Here is a 19,038-nt window from a genome sequence, read left to right as displayed (position 1 = left end):
AATAGTGGTAGGCTTATTAAGTGCACCCTAAAACACCTTATAGAACCTATAAACATAAAAATAGCTCTAAAACCAGTGTTGGGGCATGATTCAAATGAATCACACCCCAACACTTGACAATGAGCCTTTATATTAACTTATATTTAAAATGAAGTGAGAAGCTTGTCAAGCAATAGAACAATTAATGTACTAACCGTTCTATTGCTTGACCAAGATTCCCACTTCAGCTATTTCATATATTCTCTTACCAATCCTTATCCGGACGTTCCGGATCTATTATTGCAGGCACATCAAATAAATCTGCCAGTCTCTCCGGAAACTCAAGCATCGCCTGACCATCCAAAGGCCGTCTCGTCATTCTGACATAGTTCTTTTTTATCTGCATCCAAGGCTCTTTATATACACCGCAAAAATAGTTAAAACCATGCTCTTTCAAAAGCTTATATTTATCACTGACATAGGGGCCCATGGTAGTTTCAATATCAACACCAAAGGGGAAAATATAGATATCCGTTGGTCCTATTAAAGGAGCAACCTCATTCGCCCAACGCTCGGTATCCCTTTGAAACAACTCGTAAGATATGGTCTGTGAATTTTTATGACCCCAGCTATGGGATGCAAATTCCCAACCATTGGCCTTAAGGGCCTCGGCAACCGCCTTAACAGTTTCTTTATCCTGCTCATAAGTTGGTGAATTAGGATCATCCGTGCGATATCCTAAGGCTCCTTCATAACCAGTCAGAGCTAATATCCCTTTCGCTCCACGATATGAAAAATCAGGGTGCTCTTCAACAAAGGCATCTAAGATAGGAACGATATCATAGGGACCGGTTACAACGCTTCCATCCTCCATTATCATCTCTGTCGTTGGCTTTCCATCTTCTCCTATCACAATTCTTGATGCAAAACCGTCTCCGTCCATGTAGTCATAATAGTTAACATCGTCTTGAGATAAAACAAAAGGTTTCTTACCTTCAGGCAGGTATATCTCAGCCTCCACAAATTCCGTAGAACCATCTTCTTTAGTTACCTGTTTTACCATATCATGCATACTGACAAGGACATATCCATCCTCATACATACTCTGCATCATCTTTTCAAACTCGAATACTGTAGTCATATACATGTTGTATCCTGTCTGATCACGGTCTTTATCAAACGCCTTGGCGTTATCTGCAATTAAGGAATGGAAGAATATATGATTAAATTGAGTGACCGAAGTATATGAGCCCCCATATAATACTAAGGATGCCTTTGTAGCCTCATAACCTTCTATTGCTTCCATAAGTACCGGATATACCTCATAGCCGCCTTCATCTCCTTCATAGCTCTTAATCAGTTCAATCGCTCCATCATAGTCATAGCTTTTTGCTAATCGGTCCGCCTGTATAATCAGATTTTCTCTTTCTTCAATCTCTTTTTGAAGTCTTTCCTGCTCAAGCTTTGCTTCTAGCTCTTCCGGGGTTAATTTATCTTCCGGTTTCTCATCCTCACCAATATCCTCTTCCCTTTCTGAATCTTCTAAATTATCTTCTATTGGTGCTTGCTTATCTGAATTGTCATTTTTATCCAAAGCACTGATAAGCAGAAAGGCTCCTATTAGACTTACAAGGATGAGCGCTTCAACTAGTATAATCCGTTTTAATTTTTTCTTTTTGGGATTACCGGAATTATGTTCATTCTGATGTTCGGCCATAAGCCACCTCTTTCTATAAGGGAAACACTTATCTATTCTAATATTTATGTTTTTGTCTATCTATATTGCGATATCATAGTTACCAATTTATTATAACACAATTATTGATTTATTTCTTTACAAAATTATAATTTTTTAGATAAAATATTACCATTTAGTTAGGGCATATTAACTTCACTCAGACCTTTCGATACTTCGTATCGTAGGTTCGTGGGCGCGCTCGCAGCCTCACAAGCAAGCTTGTTGTTCTATCCTATACCGGCTTTATAAAGTAAACTTTAAAGCCGGTATAGGATAGAACAAACTTTAAGTCTGCTCGCTTTGCCTTCACGAAAAAAGGAGTGCTGCAATACGTTGGTATCACAACACTCTGATTGTTTCTGTTATTTACTGCTCAAATACTTCTCAATATTGTCAATCGCCGTCTCTTCATCCGGACCATCTGCTGTCACTGTTACCGTTTCTCCTGATGAAATTCCAAGGCTCATCATTCCCATAATACTCTTAGCGTTTACCTTCTTATCATTGCTTATTACATGAATGCTGCACTCATACTGACTGGCTACCTGAACAAGCAAAGCAACCGGTCTGGCTTCTAAGCCGGTAGGAATTTTAATTACTATCTCCTTAGTTATCATATCTGTTTTCCTCCTTATGCTCCCGATAATTATCTGCTATCATACTAAGTTTACGTAATCTATGATTAACACCGGATTTACCAATCGGTGGTAAAAGCATTGTTCCCAGCTCCTTTAACGAAGCCTCCGGATGTTGAATTCTAAGCATAGCTATTTCTTCCAGTCCTTCAGCCAAATCACCAAATCCGATATGATCTCTGATAAAGATAATATCATCAATCTGTTTTGATGCAGCTACTACGGTCTTATTAATATTAGCTGCTTCACAATTCACCTGACGGTTAATAGAATTACGCATCTCCTTAAGGATTCTTACATTCTCTAAATCCATTAAAGCCACATGTGCTTCCATAACATTTAAAATTTCAACTATTTGAGAGCCTTCCTTAATATACACTACATAATTTTTCTTCCGTTTGACTATCTTTGCATCAATTGAAAAAGTTTGTATCATGTCTCTTAACTGCTCTGCCTTAATCATATCCGTCACTACGATTTCAAAATGATAGGCTTTTTTTGGATTACTCATTGAGCCTGAGGAAAGGAATGCTCCTCTGATGAATGCTCTTTTACAGCATGCATTCTGTACAATCAACTGGTTAACCTTTCCAAAACTCCCATTTTTTATATCTTCATAGGGTAATTTTGCTGCCTGTAAAATCTGAATCACAGATGGTTGATCCATGATAATCAAGGAATACATCTGATTTTCTTTCAGATGCATATTTCTTCTTACCGAAATATCAATATTTATATTAAATGTTTTTCTTATTAATGTAAAGTATTTTCTTGCAACAACAATACTTTCTGTCTGTAACTTTAAGTAAGGTTTCGAACCGGACTTTATAAACTGCCCACCAAAGATAAGAATTGCTGACAACTCTGCCAGCCTGCAATGCCTTGCAGTACTTAACTGTAAGGATAATTCTTCCTTTACATCTTTTGAAAATGACATCTTAACACTACCTTTATTCATCTTTTTCAATATCTCTATGCTCTGATTTTATTCCATACTCCGTATTTAAAAGCTTTTTTTTAAGTTCGCTGACAAGGGTAACGGAACGGTGCTTTCCTCCGGTACATCCGATACTGACCACCAATTGGTTCTTACCCTCTGCTATATAATGAGGAATTAGAAATAATAACATGTCCTCTAATTTATTCAGAAACTGTTTTGCGGCATCTGCTTCCATTACATATTGCTTTACTTCAGGATCTCTTCCTGTCATTTTCTTTAACTCAGGTATATAATAAGGATTAGGAAGAAACCTTACATCAAAAACCAGATCTGAATCAACCGGTATCCCATATTTAAAACCAAAGGAAAGAATCGTAACATAAAAATTATTAAACTTTACATCTTCTACATAGATACGATTAATTTGGGTCTTTAACTCACGGATGAGGAGATGACTTGTATCAATAATCGTATCTGCCTTTTTTCTTAGAAAATCCAACTCTTCCCGTTCCAGCTCAATCCCCTTATCTACTCTTCCTATCCCGGAAAGAGGGTGATTTCGCCTGGTTTCTTTATATCGTTTTACAAGTACCTCAGGTGTACAATCCAAAAACAAGATTTCATAAGTAAAACCTGACTTTTTCATATCTTGCAGCACATTATCCAGTTCCTTCAGCGATTGACCACTACGAATATCAAGCCCCAAGGCCACTTTTTTTTGATTACCTTGGAAGATCAATTTAACGAATTTTTTCACAAGTTGGATTGGCAGATTATCTACGCAAAAATACCCTGCGTCCTCCAACATTTTCAGAACCGAACTTTTTCCTGCACCGGACATGCCGGTTACGATTACAAATCTCATTTACATTAACCTCCATGCCACCGCTTCACAGTGGAGCAAAAAAACGAAAGAACAGTGTATGAGTACCACTATGCTAACTTCACCGCTCTTTATCTTTTTATCCGGATTGAATATGAATATACTTTAGATAATTTCTGCCTCTATCAGTTCTTCATCAAACTCTCCAAGAAATTTAACCTCAGGCTCCAATTTTACGCCGAATTTTTCATAAACAGTTCTTCTTACATCCTGTATAACCGTTAAAAACTCCTTCGCTGTAGCACTCCCTTTATTAATGATAAAACCACAGTGTTTTTCTGATACTGCTGCCTGACCAACTTGGTAACCACGTAGTCCTGCATCATTGATGAGTTTACCGGCATAATATCCTTGCGGTCTTTTAAAGGTAGAGCCTGCGCTATATTGCTCCAAGGGCTGCTTTTCCTTACGTAGGTTATTCAATTCATTTATTCTTTCCATGATACTTATCATATCACCCTGATCAAACTGTAAGACAGCTTCCAACAAAATATAGTTTTTCTTTTGCAATATACTACTACGATATTCCAGTTCCAATTCTTCCTTATCTAATTCAAAAACATCTCCCTGCCTATCCATGACCTTTACACTTATAATGCATTGTTTAATTTCTCCGTCATAAGCTCCTGCATTCATCGTAACTGCACCCCCAAGGGTCCCAGGAATACCTGCAGCAAATTCAAATCCTGTCAAGCCATTTTTCGCAACCATATTGGCCAGTTTTGACAAAAGCACACCTGCCTGAGCAGTTACCCTTCCATCTTCTATTGTAACCTGAGAAAACCGCTCTCCCAGCTTAATAATAACACCACGATAACCTTGATCCGATGCTAAGAGATTGCTGCCGTTACCAATAATGTAATAAGGTATCGCATTCATCTTACAAAGCATGGTTACTTCTTTTATCTCATCTACAGTTGATGGGGTAACCAGATAATCTGCCTCTCCCCCAATATGAAGTGAAGTATGATATTCCAAGCGTTCCTTCTGCATTATCTGATCCTTTTGTAGGATATGATTTAATTTGCTGTAAACTTGATCCTCCAATTATGTCCTCCTTCAATACGAGTCGGTTTACTCGTATCTATCATACAATACTTCTAAACCATATTCAACTCCTATCCGTTTGATGCCAATATGAGCCTTGCACCACCGTAAATTCCCGCATCATTACCTAGTACGGCTAACTTAAAATCTTTATTTTTCAATGCATCCATTACATTAATTTCATAATACTCTTTGATTTGATCTGTAAGAACTTCTCCTGCCTTGGAAACACCGCCACCGATGATAAAAGCTTCCGGATCAATAACCTGTGCTATGTTAGCACATGCAATCCCCAGATATCTGCAGGCTTCACTAACTATATCCTGCGCTAGTGCATCCCCCTCCTTAGCAAGGTCAAACACTATTTTTGCGCTGATATTATCAATATTTTGAAGAGCAGAGGCTTTGTTATTGCTACTTAAGCTGCGTTTTGCCATTCTTACAATTCCGGTAGCTGAAGCATATTGCTCCAAACATCCACGCTTCCCACATCCGCATCTGTCCTTTTCCTTATAATTCACTAGCATGTGACCAATCTCACCGCCTGCACCGTTACTGCCGGCTAATATCGCATCCTTTAAGATGACTCCGCCGCCAACCCCGGTTCCTAAGGTAATTAATACCATATTGTGGTATCCCTTACCGCTACCCTGCCATTGCTCACCTAGGGCCGCAATGTTAGCATCATTTGCCGCCTTTACCTTAAGACCAATTAGCTCCTGCATCTCTTTCTCTATATTAAAATGCCCAAGCCCCATGTTAGGAAGCTCTAAAACTTCTCCGTTGTCTTTCACCGGACCCGGCAAACCAATACCAATACCTAGAATACTCCCCATATCCAGCTTAAGTATCTGTATTTTCTCCTTAATGAAATCTGCTACATCTTTAAGGATTTCTTTTCCTTCTTTTGTTTTTCTGGTCGCAAAATCCCATTTTTCAACCAGTCTTCCCTCTGTAGTAAATAGACCAACCTTAACGGCCGTTCCTCCAATATCTACTCCGAAACATAGCTGTTCCATATAACCCTCCATTCTGTCATAACCTCATCATTCAATGTTATTTATTTCCTTATGTTGAGATAAAGATTTTATTTCCTCTCAATATTATTGTTCATTCTGTTAGTCAATCCTCAAGTAATACATATATCTCAGACTACCATGATATTCATACTGAAATCATTGTAGATTTGTATACTTAATCGGATAATTAATCATACAGGCTTTTCTTTATTATCTATTGCTTCCTATGTCTAGTTAACTGTCCGTTTTTTTAAGATTGTTTGTCACTCGGTTATATAATTCCTGCGCCGCGTTGTATCCCATCTTTTTCTGACGGTAATTCACGGCTGCAGCTTCACAGATGATAGCCAGATTCCTTCCCGGACGGATAGGGATGGAATGACATACAACGCGATTACCGAGAAATTCAATATATTGCTCCTCAAGACCGAGGCGATCATACTGCTTTTCCTTATTCCATTCTTCCAGCTTAATCACCAGGTCAATTGCCTGCGTATTCTTTACACTTTCCACACCGAATAATGTCTTAACATCCACGATTCCAATTCCGCGTAGCTCTATAAAATGTCTGGTGATATCCGGAGAGGTACCGATTAGAGTTTCATCGCTTACCTTTTTAATCTCAACAACATCATCCGTAACCAGACGATGTCCCCGTTTAATTAATTCTAGCGCTGCCTCACTTTTACCAATACCACTCTCTCCCATAATCAGGATACCTTCACCGTATACGTCCACAAGTCCTCCGTGTATGGTAATTCTGGGAGCCAACTCTACGTTCAACCAACGGATTACTTCCGCCATAAAGGAGGATGTAGTCTTAGAGGTTCTAAGAATGGGTACTTCTTTTTCAGTAGCAATCCGTAAAATCTCTTGATCAATCTCCATATTTCTGCTAAAGATAATGCAAGGCACCCTATAATCCATAAGCTTTTCCATAATGTTAAGCATATGCTCTCTGTCCATCTTCTGCAGATATGCCTGCTCCACGTGCCCGATTACCTGCACACGCTCTGAATCAAAATGAGCAAAGAAACCTGCCAGCTGAAGGGCTGGTCTGTTGACATCCGGCTGTGAGATCTTAATACTTTGAATGTTGATATCCGGAGTACAATTCTCCAAATTCATTTTTTCAATTAAACTTACTAACTTAACTGTATACATCCCATCCATCCTCTCTCTTTTATTTGATACATTCTAACATATTTTTTTATTTCCTGTAAATGTTTATTACTCCCTGGGTTTATGAAAATATTCATAAACCTGCTCCGCGGATTTTCTGTTCATAGCCGGTACCTTCATAATTTCTTCAATATCGGCCTCCTGTATTGCCTCCATGGATTTAAAATATTTCATCAATGCCCTTCGTCTGGTTGGGCCTACTCCGTTAATGTTATCAAGAATAGATCGAACCTGTGCTTTCTGCCTCAGTGACCTATGATATTCGATCGCAAAGCGATGGGTTTCATCCTGTATTCTTGTAATTAATTTAAACAACTCACTGCTTTTATCAATCGGCAATTCCTGATTATTATAATATAGTCCTCTTGTTCGGTGGTTATCGTCTTTCACCATACCACAGACAGCAATATTGATTTTTAACTCATTTAAAACCTTAAGGGCGATACCTACTTGTCCCTTCCCACCATCCATTAAAATCAAATCCGGATATTTTGTAAAACTACCTAGGGATTCATCCAGTTGTTTTTCCCTAAGGGCTTCCTGTTCTTTCTGTCCATGGGTAAATCTTCGGGTCAGCATCTCATACATCGCAGCGTAATCGTCCGGACCATGAATGGATTTTATCTTGAATTTACGATAATCCGCTTTCTTTGGTTTCCCCTTTTCATACACTACCATAGAACCAACCGTTTCAAATCCCGAAGTATTACTAATGTCAAAGGATTCAATTCTTTCAATTAGCGCCAGGTCAAGCATTTTAGCCAATTCCTTTAAGGCTCCGGTCGTTCTGGCTTCTTCCCTTTTAATCTTTTCCACATCCTGATTTAGTACCAGTTCAGCATTCTTTCTTGCCAGATCCACCAGCCTTTCCTTCTCTCCTTTTTGAGGAACCTTAAGATGAACCTTCTGACCTCTTCTTGCGCTGAGCCATTCAATGATAAGCTCTTCCTCATCCGCTTTTACCCCAAGGAATATCTCTTTGGGAATATAGGGTGTTCCGGCATAAAACTGTTTGATAAAACTTGTCATTACCTGACTATCCGATTCTCCTTCTACCCCCGAAAGGTGAAAATGATCTCTTCCAATCAGTTTTCCGCTACGGATAAAGAAGGTCTGAACCACAGCTTCATCCTTATCTCTGGCAAAAGCTATAATATCTCTGTCAATCTGATCGGTGCTGGTAATTTTTTGCTTATTTACAATTTGTTTTACTCTACTTAGTAGATCCCTTAATTCAGCCGCTTTCTCAAATTCCAGATTTTCAGCAGCTTCCTGCATCCTGCTTTCTAACATCTTAACCACCGGAGCATAATTACCATTTAAAAATTCCATAACTCCATCAATATTTCGCCTGTAATCCTCTTTCGAGATGTAGCCCTGACAAGGCGCATCGCACTGTCCCATATGATAATAAAGACACGGTCTCTCCTTACCGATATCCTTTGGCAGGTTTCTGGAACAGGTTCTGATTTTATAAACCTTCCTCAGAAGGTCCAAAATATCCTTAACAGCTCCGGCACTGGTATAAGGTCCGAAATACTTTGCCTTATCCTTCTTCATTTCTCTGGAAAAAAAGACCCTTGGATATGGCTCATTTACAGTAACCCGAATATAAGGATAAGTTTTATCATCCTTAAGCATCGTATTATATTTAGGCATATGCTCTTTGATAAGATTGCATTCCAGTACCAGGGCTTCCAGCTCTGAATCGGTTATAATGTATTCAAAATGGTCGATTTTCTCTACCATCTGCCGGATTTTTGGAGTCAGATTCCTACTGTTCTGAAAGTATTGTCTAACCCTGTTCTTTAGGATGATTGCCTTTCCGACATAGATAATATTATCTTTCTCATCCCTCATAATATATACACCGGGCTTTGCCGGTAATTTTTTAAGTTCTTCCTCTATATGAAACATAGTGTACTCCTCTTACTAATATGGCACTCACATTATATCACATTCTCCGGACAAATTCCTAGTATCTTATAACATCGTTTGTTTCAAGTACTTATTGGCAACGCCCCAATCAGCTTTTATTCCTTAGTTTTTTCTTGTACTTCCGTACGGATAAGTTTGCCCATTTTCATAGAAAGATGTAGGCAGTACCGTAAAACAAGCTCTATTTTCGGGAGTTTAAGCATGCGTCTATTACGTTTCGCTCCTCCCGATAGGATCATTGGTCGCTCGCGAAACGAACTAGCATGCTTAAACCCACTCGAAAATCGGCTAATCGTTTTCCGGTATCTGCCCACACTCCCTCTGAATGGGCGCACTTATCCTGTCTATACCACAGAGTTATGGTTGTACAGTTCTGATTTTCCTGTACTCCCATGTTCTTATACACCAGTCCTTGGGGAGCATCGGGATAATCATTTCGCTGCTTCTAACACGGTTTTGCCAATAATAATTATACTCTAACTATAACATCTAATTACTGTACTAATATCAATGAATAAGGCGAAACATAAGTTTCCTACTACTTAATCAGCCTAGTCTAACCAACCAATATGAGGAATTTTATGTCCCGCCTTCTTTATTATAACTTATGAAGTTATTTATGATTCCTTATTATCGTTCTCGTCAACCGATGGTTCTACGTCGTCACCATAGTTCGGATTTTCCACCACTTGAAGTTCCTCCATATTACTTTCAGAGCTCTTCTCTAAATCTTTATCCACGGAAGCTGAAGTTTTCTTATCTTCCTGTTTCACAGGCTCTTCAATCCCCTTTACCTCCCGGTAAATCTTCATGAACTCTTCCCCTGTGATGGTCTCTTTACTGATCAGATGATCTGCAATTTTATCAAGTACCTCCCGGTTTTCGGAAAGTAGCTTAGCGGCCTTTTCATAGCATTTTTTTAGGATGGCCATAACTTCTTTATCGATTTCACCTGCTGTTTCATCCGAGCAATTTAACACAGGTCTTCCATCCAGGTACTTACTTTCAACAGATTCCAGTCCCATCAGGCCGAATTTTTCAGACATACCGTACTGTGTTACCATGGCTCTGGCAAGAGAGGTCGCTTTCTCAATATCATTGGAAGCACCGGTGGTTATGGAACCAAACACTAATTCCTCTGCAGCCCGCCCACCAAATAAGGTGACAATTCGGGTGAGGATTTCGTCCTGACTCATCAGATACTTCTCTTCTTCCGGTACCTGCATCACATACCCCAAGGAACCCATGGTTCTTGGAACAATCGTAATCTTTTGAACCGGTTCCGAATGTTTTTCAAGAGCTGTCACTAAGGCGTGACCTACCTCGTGGTAAGCAACAACCTTCTTCTCTTCCTTGCTTAGGATGCGATCCTTCTTTTCTTTACCGGCAATTACCACTTCTACGGATTCGAATAAATCATCCTGGGTCACCACAGTTCTTCCCTGTTTTACCGCTAAGATAGCAGCTTCATTAATCATGTTCGCCAAATCCGAACCAACCGCACCGCTGGTTGCACGGCCGATTGCTTCCAAATCAACTGAATCATGCATCAATACGTTTTTACTATGAACCTTTAAGATATCAATTCTTCCCTTAAGATCCGGCTTATCAACGATAATCCGTCTGTCAAATCGTCCGGGACGAAGTAACGCTTTGTCTAAAACCTCAGGACGATTAGTCGCACCTAAAACCACCAGACCCTTGGAGGAATCAAATCCATCCATATTAGAGAGAAGCTGATTCAAGGTCTGTTCCCGTTCATCATTGCCGCCACCATAGTGGTTATCTCTGCTTTTCCCAATCGCATCAATTTCATCAATAAATATAATACAAGGTGCCATCTGTTGTGCCTGTTTAAATAAATCCCTTACCCTGGATGCACCTACACCAACAAACATTTCTACAAAATCGGAACCGGACAGGGAAAAGAACGGAACCTTAGCTTCTCCTGCCACAGCTTTGGCCAGCAAGGTTTTACCGGTTCCCGGCGGTCCTACCAAAAGTGCTCCCTTCGGAAGTTTTGCACCAATCCGGGTATACTTTGCAGGATTGTGAAGAAAGTCTACAATTTCAGTTAAAGATTCTTTCGCTTCCTCCTGACCGGCCACATCCTTAAAGGTGACTCCGGTTTGCTTTTCTACATATACCTTGGCATTACTCTTACCTACACCCATAACTCCACCGCTGTTTTTCGATATGGATTTAAATAAAAGATACATAACGATATAAATAGCAAAGATGGGTAATAGCATTGATAATATGGATTCCAGTACAGAATTTCGATTGTCTGCCACCTGTTTTTTATACTGTATTCCCGCTTCATCAAGTCTGTTCACCAGCTCCGGATCGTAGATATATCCGGTGTAATAGGTGATATCATAAGCGGAATTGGGTTGATTCACCGGTGTAAAGATAATTCTGTCTTCCTGAGCCTGTATCTCAACATACTTAACATTTTCATTATCAAGCATAGTTAAGAATTCATCATAAGTTTTTTCAATATTAGTACTATCTTTAATCTGATTTGAAATCATGGTAAACATATACCAGATTACCAAAGTCGCAATCAGAGTAACAATAATGGCTGTTTTATTCGGCATATTGTTTTTATTGTTCTTATTGTTATTATTATCCATTCATTCCTCCTGTTTTACTAATCACCAGATATCATGGCAAAAATCTATAAAAATAGGATGTAATATTCCTTTATCTGCCAGCTGTAACCGTATATATCATTATAACTGATAGTGTTGCCATAAATCAATAAATTTGTTCTTAAAATTCTGTGTTTAAATTATGTACAAGGTACCTAAGTGTGTATCACAAAAGATGTCTAAGGAGATAATGTAGTATTTGACTTCTACTTTGGCCTGTTGTATAATATGTTAATTAAAAAATATATGCCAGCAAGGGAGCCGGAGATGGTTTAAGGTCCACCAAAAGGAGCACAGGCTACCCTTACCCTAAAATGCCTTAGACCAAGGAAAAACACCTTAGGTCCTTGGCCTTTTTTTATGGCATAAATGGTAAAACTTGCGAAACAATATAAGTAATATAATTCGATGAATAAAGCGTAGGATAAAGAGGAGGTAAAAATATGGCTGTAAAATATGTATTTGTAACCGGAGGAGTTGTCTCAGGATTAGGTAAGGGAATTACTGCTGCTTCCCTCGGCCGGTTATTAAAGGCCCGTGGCTATCATGTGACCATGCAAAAGTTTGATCCCTATATCAACATTGACCCCGGTACCATGAATCCAATCCAGCACGGTGAGGTGTTCGTAACGGATGACGGGGCAGAAACGGATCTGGACTTAGGTCATTATGAACGGTTTATTGATGAAAGCCTTAATAAGAAATCGAATGTAACCACCGGTAAAATCTATTGGTCGGTATTATCAAAGGAAAGAAGAGGCGATTTTGGCGGAGGCACTGTACAGGTTATCCCCCATATAACAAATGAAATCAAAAGTCGCTTCTATAGAAATGATCAATGTCAGGATACCCATATTGCAATCATTGAAGTGGGAGGAACCGTCGGAGATATCGAAAGTCAGCCTTTTTTGGAAGCAATCAGACAATTTCGTCAGGATATGGGTGACCATAATGTTATCTTAATACATGTTACATTGATCCCTTACATTAAAGCCTCAGGAGAGATGAAGACAAAACCAACCCAGGCCAGTGTCAAAGAACTTCAGGGCATGGGGCTACGTCCTGATATTATTGTTTGCAGGACAGAACACCCCTTAGAGCCCGGTATTAAAGATAAAATTGCTCTGTTTTGTAATGTTCCCAGCTCCCATGTTCTTCAGAATATGGATGTGGAACATCTATATGAGGCCCCTCTGGCCCTGGAACAGGAACACATTGCAGATGTAGCTCTATCCAGTCTAAGACTACCTTGTCCCGATCCGGATTTATCCGATTGGGAGGATATGGTTACTAAACTCAAAAATCCAAAAGGAGAACTCAGTATTGCCTTAGTAGGAAAATACACACAGCTTCATGATGCATATATCAGTGTCGTAGAATCTCTAAAACACGGAGCTGTAGCGAATAATGTATCTATTCATATTAAATGGATTCCCTCAGAAACTGTAACGGTGGAAAATGCAGAGGAGCTTTTACAGGATGTAGACGGAATTTTAGTACCTGGTGGATTCGGTGACCGGGGAATTGAAGGCAAAATAAATGCCATCCGCTATGCCCGCGAACATAAAATTCCCTTCTTGGGATTATGTCTGGGTATGCAGCTGGCTATCATAGAATTTACCAGAAATGTAATTGGCTATGAAGGTGCTCATAGCATGGAGCTGGATCCTACCACTCCCCATCCGGTCATTCATCTTATGCCGGAGCAGGATGGTATTGAAGATATCGGCGGAACCTTAAGACTTGGTTCTTACCCCTGTGTACTGGACGAAACCTCCACCGCTTATCAACTCTATGGTGATAAAATTATAAATGAACGGCATCGTCATCGTTATGAGGTAAACAATGTGTACCGTGATGAATTTATAAAACACGGTCTTAGGTTATCCGGTCTTTCTCCTGACGGAAGGATCGTTGAAATGATAGAACTGGATGATCACCCTTGGTTTTTAGCAACTCAGGCTCATCCGGAATTTAAATCAAGACCGAATAAAGCTCACCCTCTATTCCGTGGGTTCATAGGTGCAGCCCTTTCCCTTAGAAGAAAAGGTGGATGAAAGTATAACAAGAATTGAACCAAGTAGGATGAAGATATCTGCCAAGTTAAATACAACTGATTTAAGCATCTTACAATTAAAGCTGAAATAATCAACCACATATCCCCGGTTAATACGGTCCGCCATATTACTTATGGCACCACCTAAGCAGAGAGCAAGTCCCAGCTTTAATAATTTATTGTGTTTCTTCGGAAGTAATATTGTAAATACGATAAGTAAGATCCCTAGAAATATACCGGATATCTTTATTACAAGGTCTTTTTTATCTTCTAAGAAGTTTAGAAACATACCACGGTTATACTGCTTCTTTAAGATAATCTTACCACCTAAGATCTCCTCTTTTTGACCAATCTGTCTGTTCTTTTCAATGTAATTTTTTATTTTGGTTTCCAGTATAACGATCGCCACGATCAGAAAGATATAAAGCATTGGGAATACCTCCTTATTGATATCATTAATAAAGTTATATGTACCTATTGATAGGGAGGCTATTCAGAATGAATAAGTTAGAAGTATGGCTTACTCTTAATTCACAGCTAGTGTATGTGTGGTAAGTCATATTCTCTTATACTCCCTTTTATAACGGCTCTATTAGTTTTATTATCTTACGATACGTATAAATGATGTATTTATACTACCAGTATCTAGAATCTTAACTTAAGATGAATAAAAAAATCAATTATAGATCTGATGGTTATATGGTACTTCTTTAACTCATTTATATCGTAATTAATCTATATCTTCTTTTCTTACCATGAGTATCAACAGAATTCTATGGTTTTAGACCATGGAATATAGGTTTCCAACAATTTCCTTCCCTCTTTTTTTCTTATGTTCTGATACGAAGGATAATGAATATAAATCATATCCTCTGACGGCATATTCAAAAGCTCTTCCTTTAGCTTGGTAAATTCCGGATCATAGACTAAAGTTACGCTGTCATCCTCAAAAAGCTTTTTAATATCTGTAAAGGCACAGGCCAACATAATTACATTAAGGTCAGCTTCATATATTTTAATTTTTGCTTTCGGCGCCAACTCGTGAAGCTCACTGATATGATACCCCATTCCTATACCATAAAGTGTATAACTTAATTTCTCTTCTCTACTCCAATAATCAGCTAAAAGATACGCTTCTTCTTTCACTTTGCTGTTTGTATGGAAATAAAACTTAGCTCCCTCATTCTCTGCAGCTAAGGTCATTCTCCCACTGGAGGTAAATTCCACTCTATACCCACTCTTTAAAAGCTGAGCGGTATTGATTGGTTCAAGTATCAGTTCAGAAAAGCCAATACCCTTCTTTATAAGTACTGCTATGTTATCCTGATATTTATCTTCATCAAAGACAATCTCTTCTTTACTTATAATCAGCTCCTGTACACCACATAAGAAACTGATTAGCTGAAGCTCCAATAAATCTGTTAACAGGATGTAATCCCGGTTCTTTTGTGCCTCTAATATGGCTGTCAGCATCTCCAATACAGAATCCGTCGAAACCAAATTAAAGTATTCTCTATCTTCAATAATTGCCTCGACTGCATGCTTTATCTGATCGAAGGAGTTCGCAACCATAGACAAAGCCTTATCATTTAACTGTCTACGAAAACAGATAACCGCCTTATCCAACTGTTCAATCAATAAAGTATTCTGTTCAAAGATATCCCTGATGTTCTGTGTCAAGCGAAATCACCTCATATTTTCCTTACACCAGGCATCATAAAGTGCCTGATATGCTTCTTCCTGTTCTTTGTTACCTAAGAGACGATAGCATTCGGTAAGACGTTTTAAGGGATATTCTCCACTAAAACGTAAATTTAATTCACATTCTGTCTCATAGGCTGCATTATAAAACCATATGGTTGCTTCCTTATAATCATTCTGTTTGAAAAAGAACTCACCCAGTTCATAGCATACCTCTGAAGATGCCTTACCGTCTGCAATATTCTTAAGCCCGTATTTTAATAACCCGGTTATATCCTTCATATAATGATAACACCTGACCAGAACACAATCACAAATCTTACGTTCCCGTTCAGTATAATCTTCCCTGACAGCAAAATCCTTAAAGAAAGAAAACGCATCTAAGAAGTCTTTTTCCTCTCCTGCAATAAAAAGCTCTCTGGCATACATCTCAAAAAGTTTCGGAGATAATCTCCCGTCCCTTTTTATTGCTCGTTGAAAGGTATCAAAATCTCTGGCCGCATGGTTACTCTGAGGCATATGCAGTATTGTAATATCACTGTCATAAACACAAGGTTCCAATGCTACGCTTTCATGAACCGGGTCTACAAACCGGAGGCTACGTAGCCTTTTGTAAAGCTTTGGTCGATATTCGATATCATAATTATAGGTTGTATTGAATGCCAGTTGATTCGCGTACTTCATCTGAACAATCTCTACTTCCTGTGGCAGATGCTCCTTAAGAGACAGAAACCTCTTACGGTTATCATCATCTAACACTTCATCTGCATCTGCCACATAGATATAATCCATCGAAGCCTTTGATAAGGAATAGTTCCTGGCTGCTGAAAAATCATGGACCCAAGGAAAATCATAAATCTTGTCCGTATAACATGCCGCAATCTGTTTGGTAGAATCGGATGACCCTGTATCAACAATAATAATTTCATCTGCAATACCTTTTAAAGTATCCAGGCATCTTGCCAGAACGGCTTCCTCATCCTTCACGATCATGCATACACTTATGGTAATCATCGATTTACGTCTCCTGTCTTATCCAATATCTCCAGCGGTTATTTGAATGCTTCTATATTTTACAATATTCCTTGTAGTAGAGTTAATCTCATATATGGTCAGATATCGGTTGGCTGTTATAGGTATATTTTGTCCGTTCGTAAAGGCATCGGCCGAACCAACCGGAATAATTTCCTCCATATACTTATCCACAATCTCAGCATCGGTTATCGTATAAACCAGTTCGTTACCGGTAGGTACCGTACTTACTACGTTTGCCTGGGTTGCTCCTGCTGTACCCGGCTGTATGTCGACTGTTAAGGCATAGGCAGGAGTCCTGTTTTTAATGGTGAGCTTAACTGTATATTTATCTATGGTTCCATTCATATAATATAAGGATAATGCTCTGTTGTAGGTATTGGTCATATTCTCCAAGTCAGCTGAATTTAGGGTAACTCTCATTACATATTCAATTGTTGTATTATTAGGATCCGGAGTTACCGGTATATAAGTTCTTGTATAACCTAATTCCTTGGTTCCTAATTTAATCGTTTTAATATCGGTTTCAAATGGCTTCTTACCGAGTACATTTAACTTGATATCGAAAGTAACCGTATCTCCTGTCTGCTTAACAAAGGTATATGTAGCTTTATCTGTTTCCGGTATGGAAGGATAATTTATCGTATGCGTAACATAAGTAGAAGCCAAAGCATAAGCAACAGCCGGTGTATATCTGGTTGCTTCCTTCGATTTTATCTCCTTTTGTCTAACATACAGAGTACCGCCTTCAACCGCCTTACTGGTTAAGATCTTAACCGGGGTATTCTTTGTAATTGAAGACCATCTCACTCTATCTAATTCAAAGAAGTCACCACTTTTAACCACACAATACTCATATGGTAATTCCTTAGAAGCGGAAGGTATGGTAATTACCATATTTTTCACTCCATTATATGAGACATATATGTTAGGATCTGCAGCGGTAGCACCGTCCGGCGCATCTCCTTCGACAATAGGATTGGTCAATGTTCTCTGATCATCCAGTTCAATCTCTGTAATCTTGGAAGATGCTGTCCTTGCTGTAGAATAATCCCTGATTTCTAAAAACATATTCTTAAAAGGTATTGTCGTTCCGTTGGAACCATCATTTGCAATCGTAGCTAAAGGCAGTTCTCTTACGGATCGATCCATAACCTTAATCCAATCCGTAGGTCCAACTCCGTCTACCGTTACACGATACTCTTTACCATAGCGGATATTTGCGGTGAATTCTTCACCGTCAATTCCAACCACCATAGCAGTAGCTTTTTTCGCTATCTTAAGCTTTACTTCATCGCTCACCCGTCTTCCTTTACTGCCATCCGGAGAAGGATTCGTAGCACTTGTTTCATCATTCACTGCCATAATTCTAAAGTATATATAGGTTCCTCTTATCTGGTATTTCTCCAATTGTCCTTTTGTTAATTCATTAATATCCTTCCACTTCCCACTCTCACCCTTCTTCCATTCCAGATCATTAAAATCTATGGGATTGGCACCCGTTCCAGATGTAGACATTATATTGAGTAGTTTCGCAATCGGATCATCTTTTGCTAAAGAAGACATTTTGGAATAATTGATTGATATCTCCAGTTTCTTTGTTCTTTCAGGAAGTACAACCCTTTGTTGCGTCGGGTCTACATCACCTTTAATCTTAATTACATTATCCGAAGTGGGTGAAACCCATGAAAAATCAATCTCACTGGTTGCACCGGTATCCGCCGGCATAACATCCCAACGATCTTTCGCAGCCTCGCTCTCTGTTGCAAAATAAATCTTAGAATTGCCGTTATTATTCACAATGATATTTTCATCTTCAAAATCCACTGTATTAATTGTTACAGGGGTTGCTGCTGCATAAATTGTTTCAGCATTAGTAAAGAAAAAAATACCAAAGTTAATGATTAGTGATGTCATTAATGCTTTAATCATTAATTTTTTCATTCGCATCATGTCTTCTACCTCCATTTCGTCTCTTACAGTAACATAAAGTAACATAAACCATATAAAGCCTACAGCTTTATGATTAAATATATTAACTGCTTTTAATTTGAGAAAAGGTTGTCATAAAGTTATCCTGTTTTAAATATACTGTTGCTACCTTAACGATAGTGTCAACATTTTTGTGTAAATAGATTTATGAGTACTTCAGGTTAAACATCTCCTGAAGATCATCATAAGCCATAGCAAAACCCCTGAGCTTTTTGGTAGACCAATTATTATTGTATTGAACA

At 38.8% G+C, this 19,038-nt stretch carries 14 protein-coding genes; 1 reads left to right on the top strand and 13 read right to left on the bottom strand.

Annotated elements, in window-relative coordinates:
• Nucleotides 1-244: 244 nt before the first annotated feature.
• The 9 genes from I5677_RS16825 to ftsH all read right to left on the bottom strand — a co-directional run bounded on the left by I5677_RS16825 (nucleotide 245) and on the right by ftsH (nucleotide 11,997).
• Nucleotides 245-1,696, bottom strand: coding sequence for a polysaccharide deacetylase family protein (locus tag I5677_RS16825; protein ID WP_197662813.1), 1,452 nt, complete (start codon nucleotides 1,694-1,696; stop codon nucleotides 245-247).
• Nucleotides 1,697-2,079: 383 nt separating this feature from the next.
• Nucleotides 2,080-2,334: an HPr family phosphocarrier protein gene (locus tag I5677_RS16820; protein WP_197662812.1), complete on the bottom strand. Its 255-nt coding sequence runs from the start codon at nucleotides 2,332-2,334 to the stop codon at nucleotides 2,080-2,082.
• Nucleotides 2,324-3,289 (bottom strand): DNA-binding protein WhiA, encoded by a 966-nt coding sequence (gene whiA, locus I5677_RS16815; protein WP_197662811.1) that lies wholly within the window; start codon nucleotides 3,287-3,289, stop codon nucleotides 2,324-2,326. Before whiA ends, I5677_RS16820 begins: the two co-directional genes overlap by 11 nt.
• A gap of 13 nt (nucleotides 3,290-3,302) precedes the next feature.
• Entirely contained in the window at nucleotides 3,303-4,157 is an 855-nt protein-coding gene (gene rapZ / locus I5677_RS16810; RefSeq protein WP_197662810.1) for an RNase adapter RapZ, read from the bottom strand.
• 123 nt (nucleotides 4,158-4,280) lie between these two features.
• Nucleotides 4,281-5,222: a UDP-N-acetylmuramate dehydrogenase gene (gene murB, locus I5677_RS16805; RefSeq protein ID WP_243456635.1), complete on the bottom strand. Its 942-nt coding sequence runs from the start codon at nucleotides 5,220-5,222 to the stop codon at nucleotides 4,281-4,283.
• A 71-nt stretch (nucleotides 5,223-5,293) separates the two neighbouring features.
• Nucleotides 5,294-6,241 carry an ROK family glucokinase gene (locus I5677_RS16800; RefSeq protein WP_197662809.1) on the bottom strand — a complete coding sequence of 316 codons (948 nt, stop codon included), beginning with the start codon at nucleotides 6,239-6,241 and terminating at the stop codon, nucleotides 5,294-5,296.
• Between the two features lie 234 nt (nucleotides 6,242-6,475).
• Nucleotides 6,476-7,405: an HPr(Ser) kinase/phosphatase gene (hprK, locus tag I5677_RS16795; protein ID WP_197662808.1), complete on the bottom strand. Its 930-nt coding sequence runs from the start codon at nucleotides 7,403-7,405 to the stop codon at nucleotides 6,476-6,478.
• A 66-nt stretch (nucleotides 7,406-7,471) separates the two neighbouring features.
• Nucleotides 7,472-9,340 (bottom strand): excinuclease ABC subunit UvrC, encoded by a 1,869-nt coding sequence (uvrC, locus tag I5677_RS16790; protein ID WP_197662807.1) that lies wholly within the window; start codon nucleotides 9,338-9,340, stop codon nucleotides 7,472-7,474.
• A 638-nt stretch (nucleotides 9,341-9,978) separates the two neighbouring features.
• On the bottom strand, nucleotides 9,979-11,997 hold the full coding sequence (ftsH, locus tag I5677_RS16785; protein ID WP_197662806.1) for an ATP-dependent zinc metalloprotease FtsH: 2,019 nt from the start codon (nucleotides 11,995-11,997) through the stop codon (nucleotides 9,979-9,981).
• Nucleotides 11,998-12,458: 461 nt separating this feature from the next.
• On the opposite strand from ftsH, the gene I5677_RS16780 reads away from it, so the two are divergent.
• On the top strand, nucleotides 12,459-14,072 hold the full coding sequence (locus I5677_RS16780; protein ID WP_197662805.1) for a CTP synthase: 1,614 nt from the start codon (nucleotides 12,459-12,461) through the stop codon (nucleotides 14,070-14,072).
• Here the strand turns inward: I5677_RS16780 and lspA are convergent.
• The 4 genes from lspA to I5677_RS16760 all read right to left on the bottom strand — a co-directional run bounded on the left by lspA (nucleotide 14,019) and on the right by I5677_RS16760 (nucleotide 18,757).
• Nucleotides 14,019-14,501 carry a signal peptidase II gene (lspA, locus tag I5677_RS16775; RefSeq protein ID WP_197662804.1) on the bottom strand — a complete coding sequence of 161 codons (483 nt, stop codon included), beginning with the start codon at nucleotides 14,499-14,501 and terminating at the stop codon, nucleotides 14,019-14,021. The genes I5677_RS16780 and lspA overlap by 54 nt on opposite strands.
• Nucleotides 14,502-14,833: 332 nt before the next feature.
• Entirely contained in the window at nucleotides 14,834-15,751 is a 918-nt protein-coding gene (locus I5677_RS16770; protein WP_197662803.1) for a hypothetical protein, read from the bottom strand.
• Between the two features lie 6 nt (nucleotides 15,752-15,757).
• The gene (locus tag I5677_RS16765; RefSeq protein WP_197662802.1) at nucleotides 15,758-16,786 is read right to left on the bottom strand and encodes a glycosyltransferase family 2 protein; all 1,029 of its coding nucleotides are present in this window, start codon (nucleotides 16,784-16,786) and stop codon (nucleotides 15,758-15,760) included.
• A gap of 18 nt (nucleotides 16,787-16,804) precedes the next feature.
• Nucleotides 16,805-18,757: a hypothetical protein gene (locus I5677_RS16760; RefSeq protein ID WP_197662801.1), complete on the bottom strand. Its 1,953-nt coding sequence runs from the start codon at nucleotides 18,755-18,757 to the stop codon at nucleotides 16,805-16,807.
• Nucleotides 18,758-19,038 lie beyond the last annotated feature (281 nt).

This window comes from Mobilitalea sibirica (assembly GCF_015999265.1).
Lineage (GTDB): Bacteria > Bacillota > Clostridia > Lachnospirales > Lachnospiraceae > Mobilitalea > Mobilitalea sibirica.
Note: the sequence above shows the minus strand (reverse complement) of the source record. Positions and strands in the feature narration are given on the sequence as shown.

Excerpts from the sequence above, each read along its gene's own strand:
- I5677_RS16825 (WP_197662813.1), bottom strand. The coding sequence starts at position 1,696 with ATGGCCGAACATCAGAATGAACATAATTCCGGTAATCCCAAAAAGAAA.
- I5677_RS16820 (WP_197662812.1), bottom strand. The coding sequence starts at position 2,334 with ATGATAACTAAGGAGATAGTAATTAAAATTCCTACCGGCTTAGAAGCC.
- whiA (WP_197662811.1), bottom strand. The coding sequence starts at position 3,289 with ATGTCATTTTCAAAAGATGTAAAGGAAGAATTATCCTTACAGTTAAGT.
- rapZ (WP_197662810.1), bottom strand. The coding sequence starts at position 4,157 with ATGAGATTTGTAATCGTAACCGGCATGTCCGGTGCAGGAAAAAGTTCG.
- I5677_RS16800 (WP_197662809.1), bottom strand. The coding sequence starts at position 6,241 with ATGGAACAGCTATGTTTCGGAGTAGATATTGGAGGAACGGCCGTTAAG.
- hprK (WP_197662808.1), bottom strand. The coding sequence starts at position 7,405 with ATGTATACAGTTAAGTTAGTAAGTTTAATTGAAAAAATGAATTTGGAG.
- uvrC (WP_197662807.1), bottom strand. The coding sequence starts at position 9,340 with ATGTTTCATATAGAGGAAGAACTTAAAAAATTACCGGCAAAGCCCGGT.
- ftsH (WP_197662806.1), bottom strand. The coding sequence starts at position 11,997 with ATGGATAATAATAACAATAAGAACAATAAAAACAATATGCCGAATAAA.
- I5677_RS16780 (WP_197662805.1), top strand. The coding sequence starts at position 12,459 with ATGGCTGTAAAATATGTATTTGTAACCGGAGGAGTTGTCTCAGGATTA.
- lspA (WP_197662804.1), bottom strand. The coding sequence starts at position 14,501 with ATGCTTTATATCTTTCTGATCGTGGCGATCGTTATACTGGAAACCAAA.
- I5677_RS16765 (WP_197662802.1), bottom strand. The coding sequence starts at position 16,786 with ATGATTACCATAAGTGTATGCATGATCGTGAAGGATGAGGAAGCCGTT.
- I5677_RS16760 (WP_197662801.1), bottom strand. The coding sequence starts at position 18,757 with ATGATGCGAATGAAAAAATTAATGATTAAAGCATTAATGACATCACTA.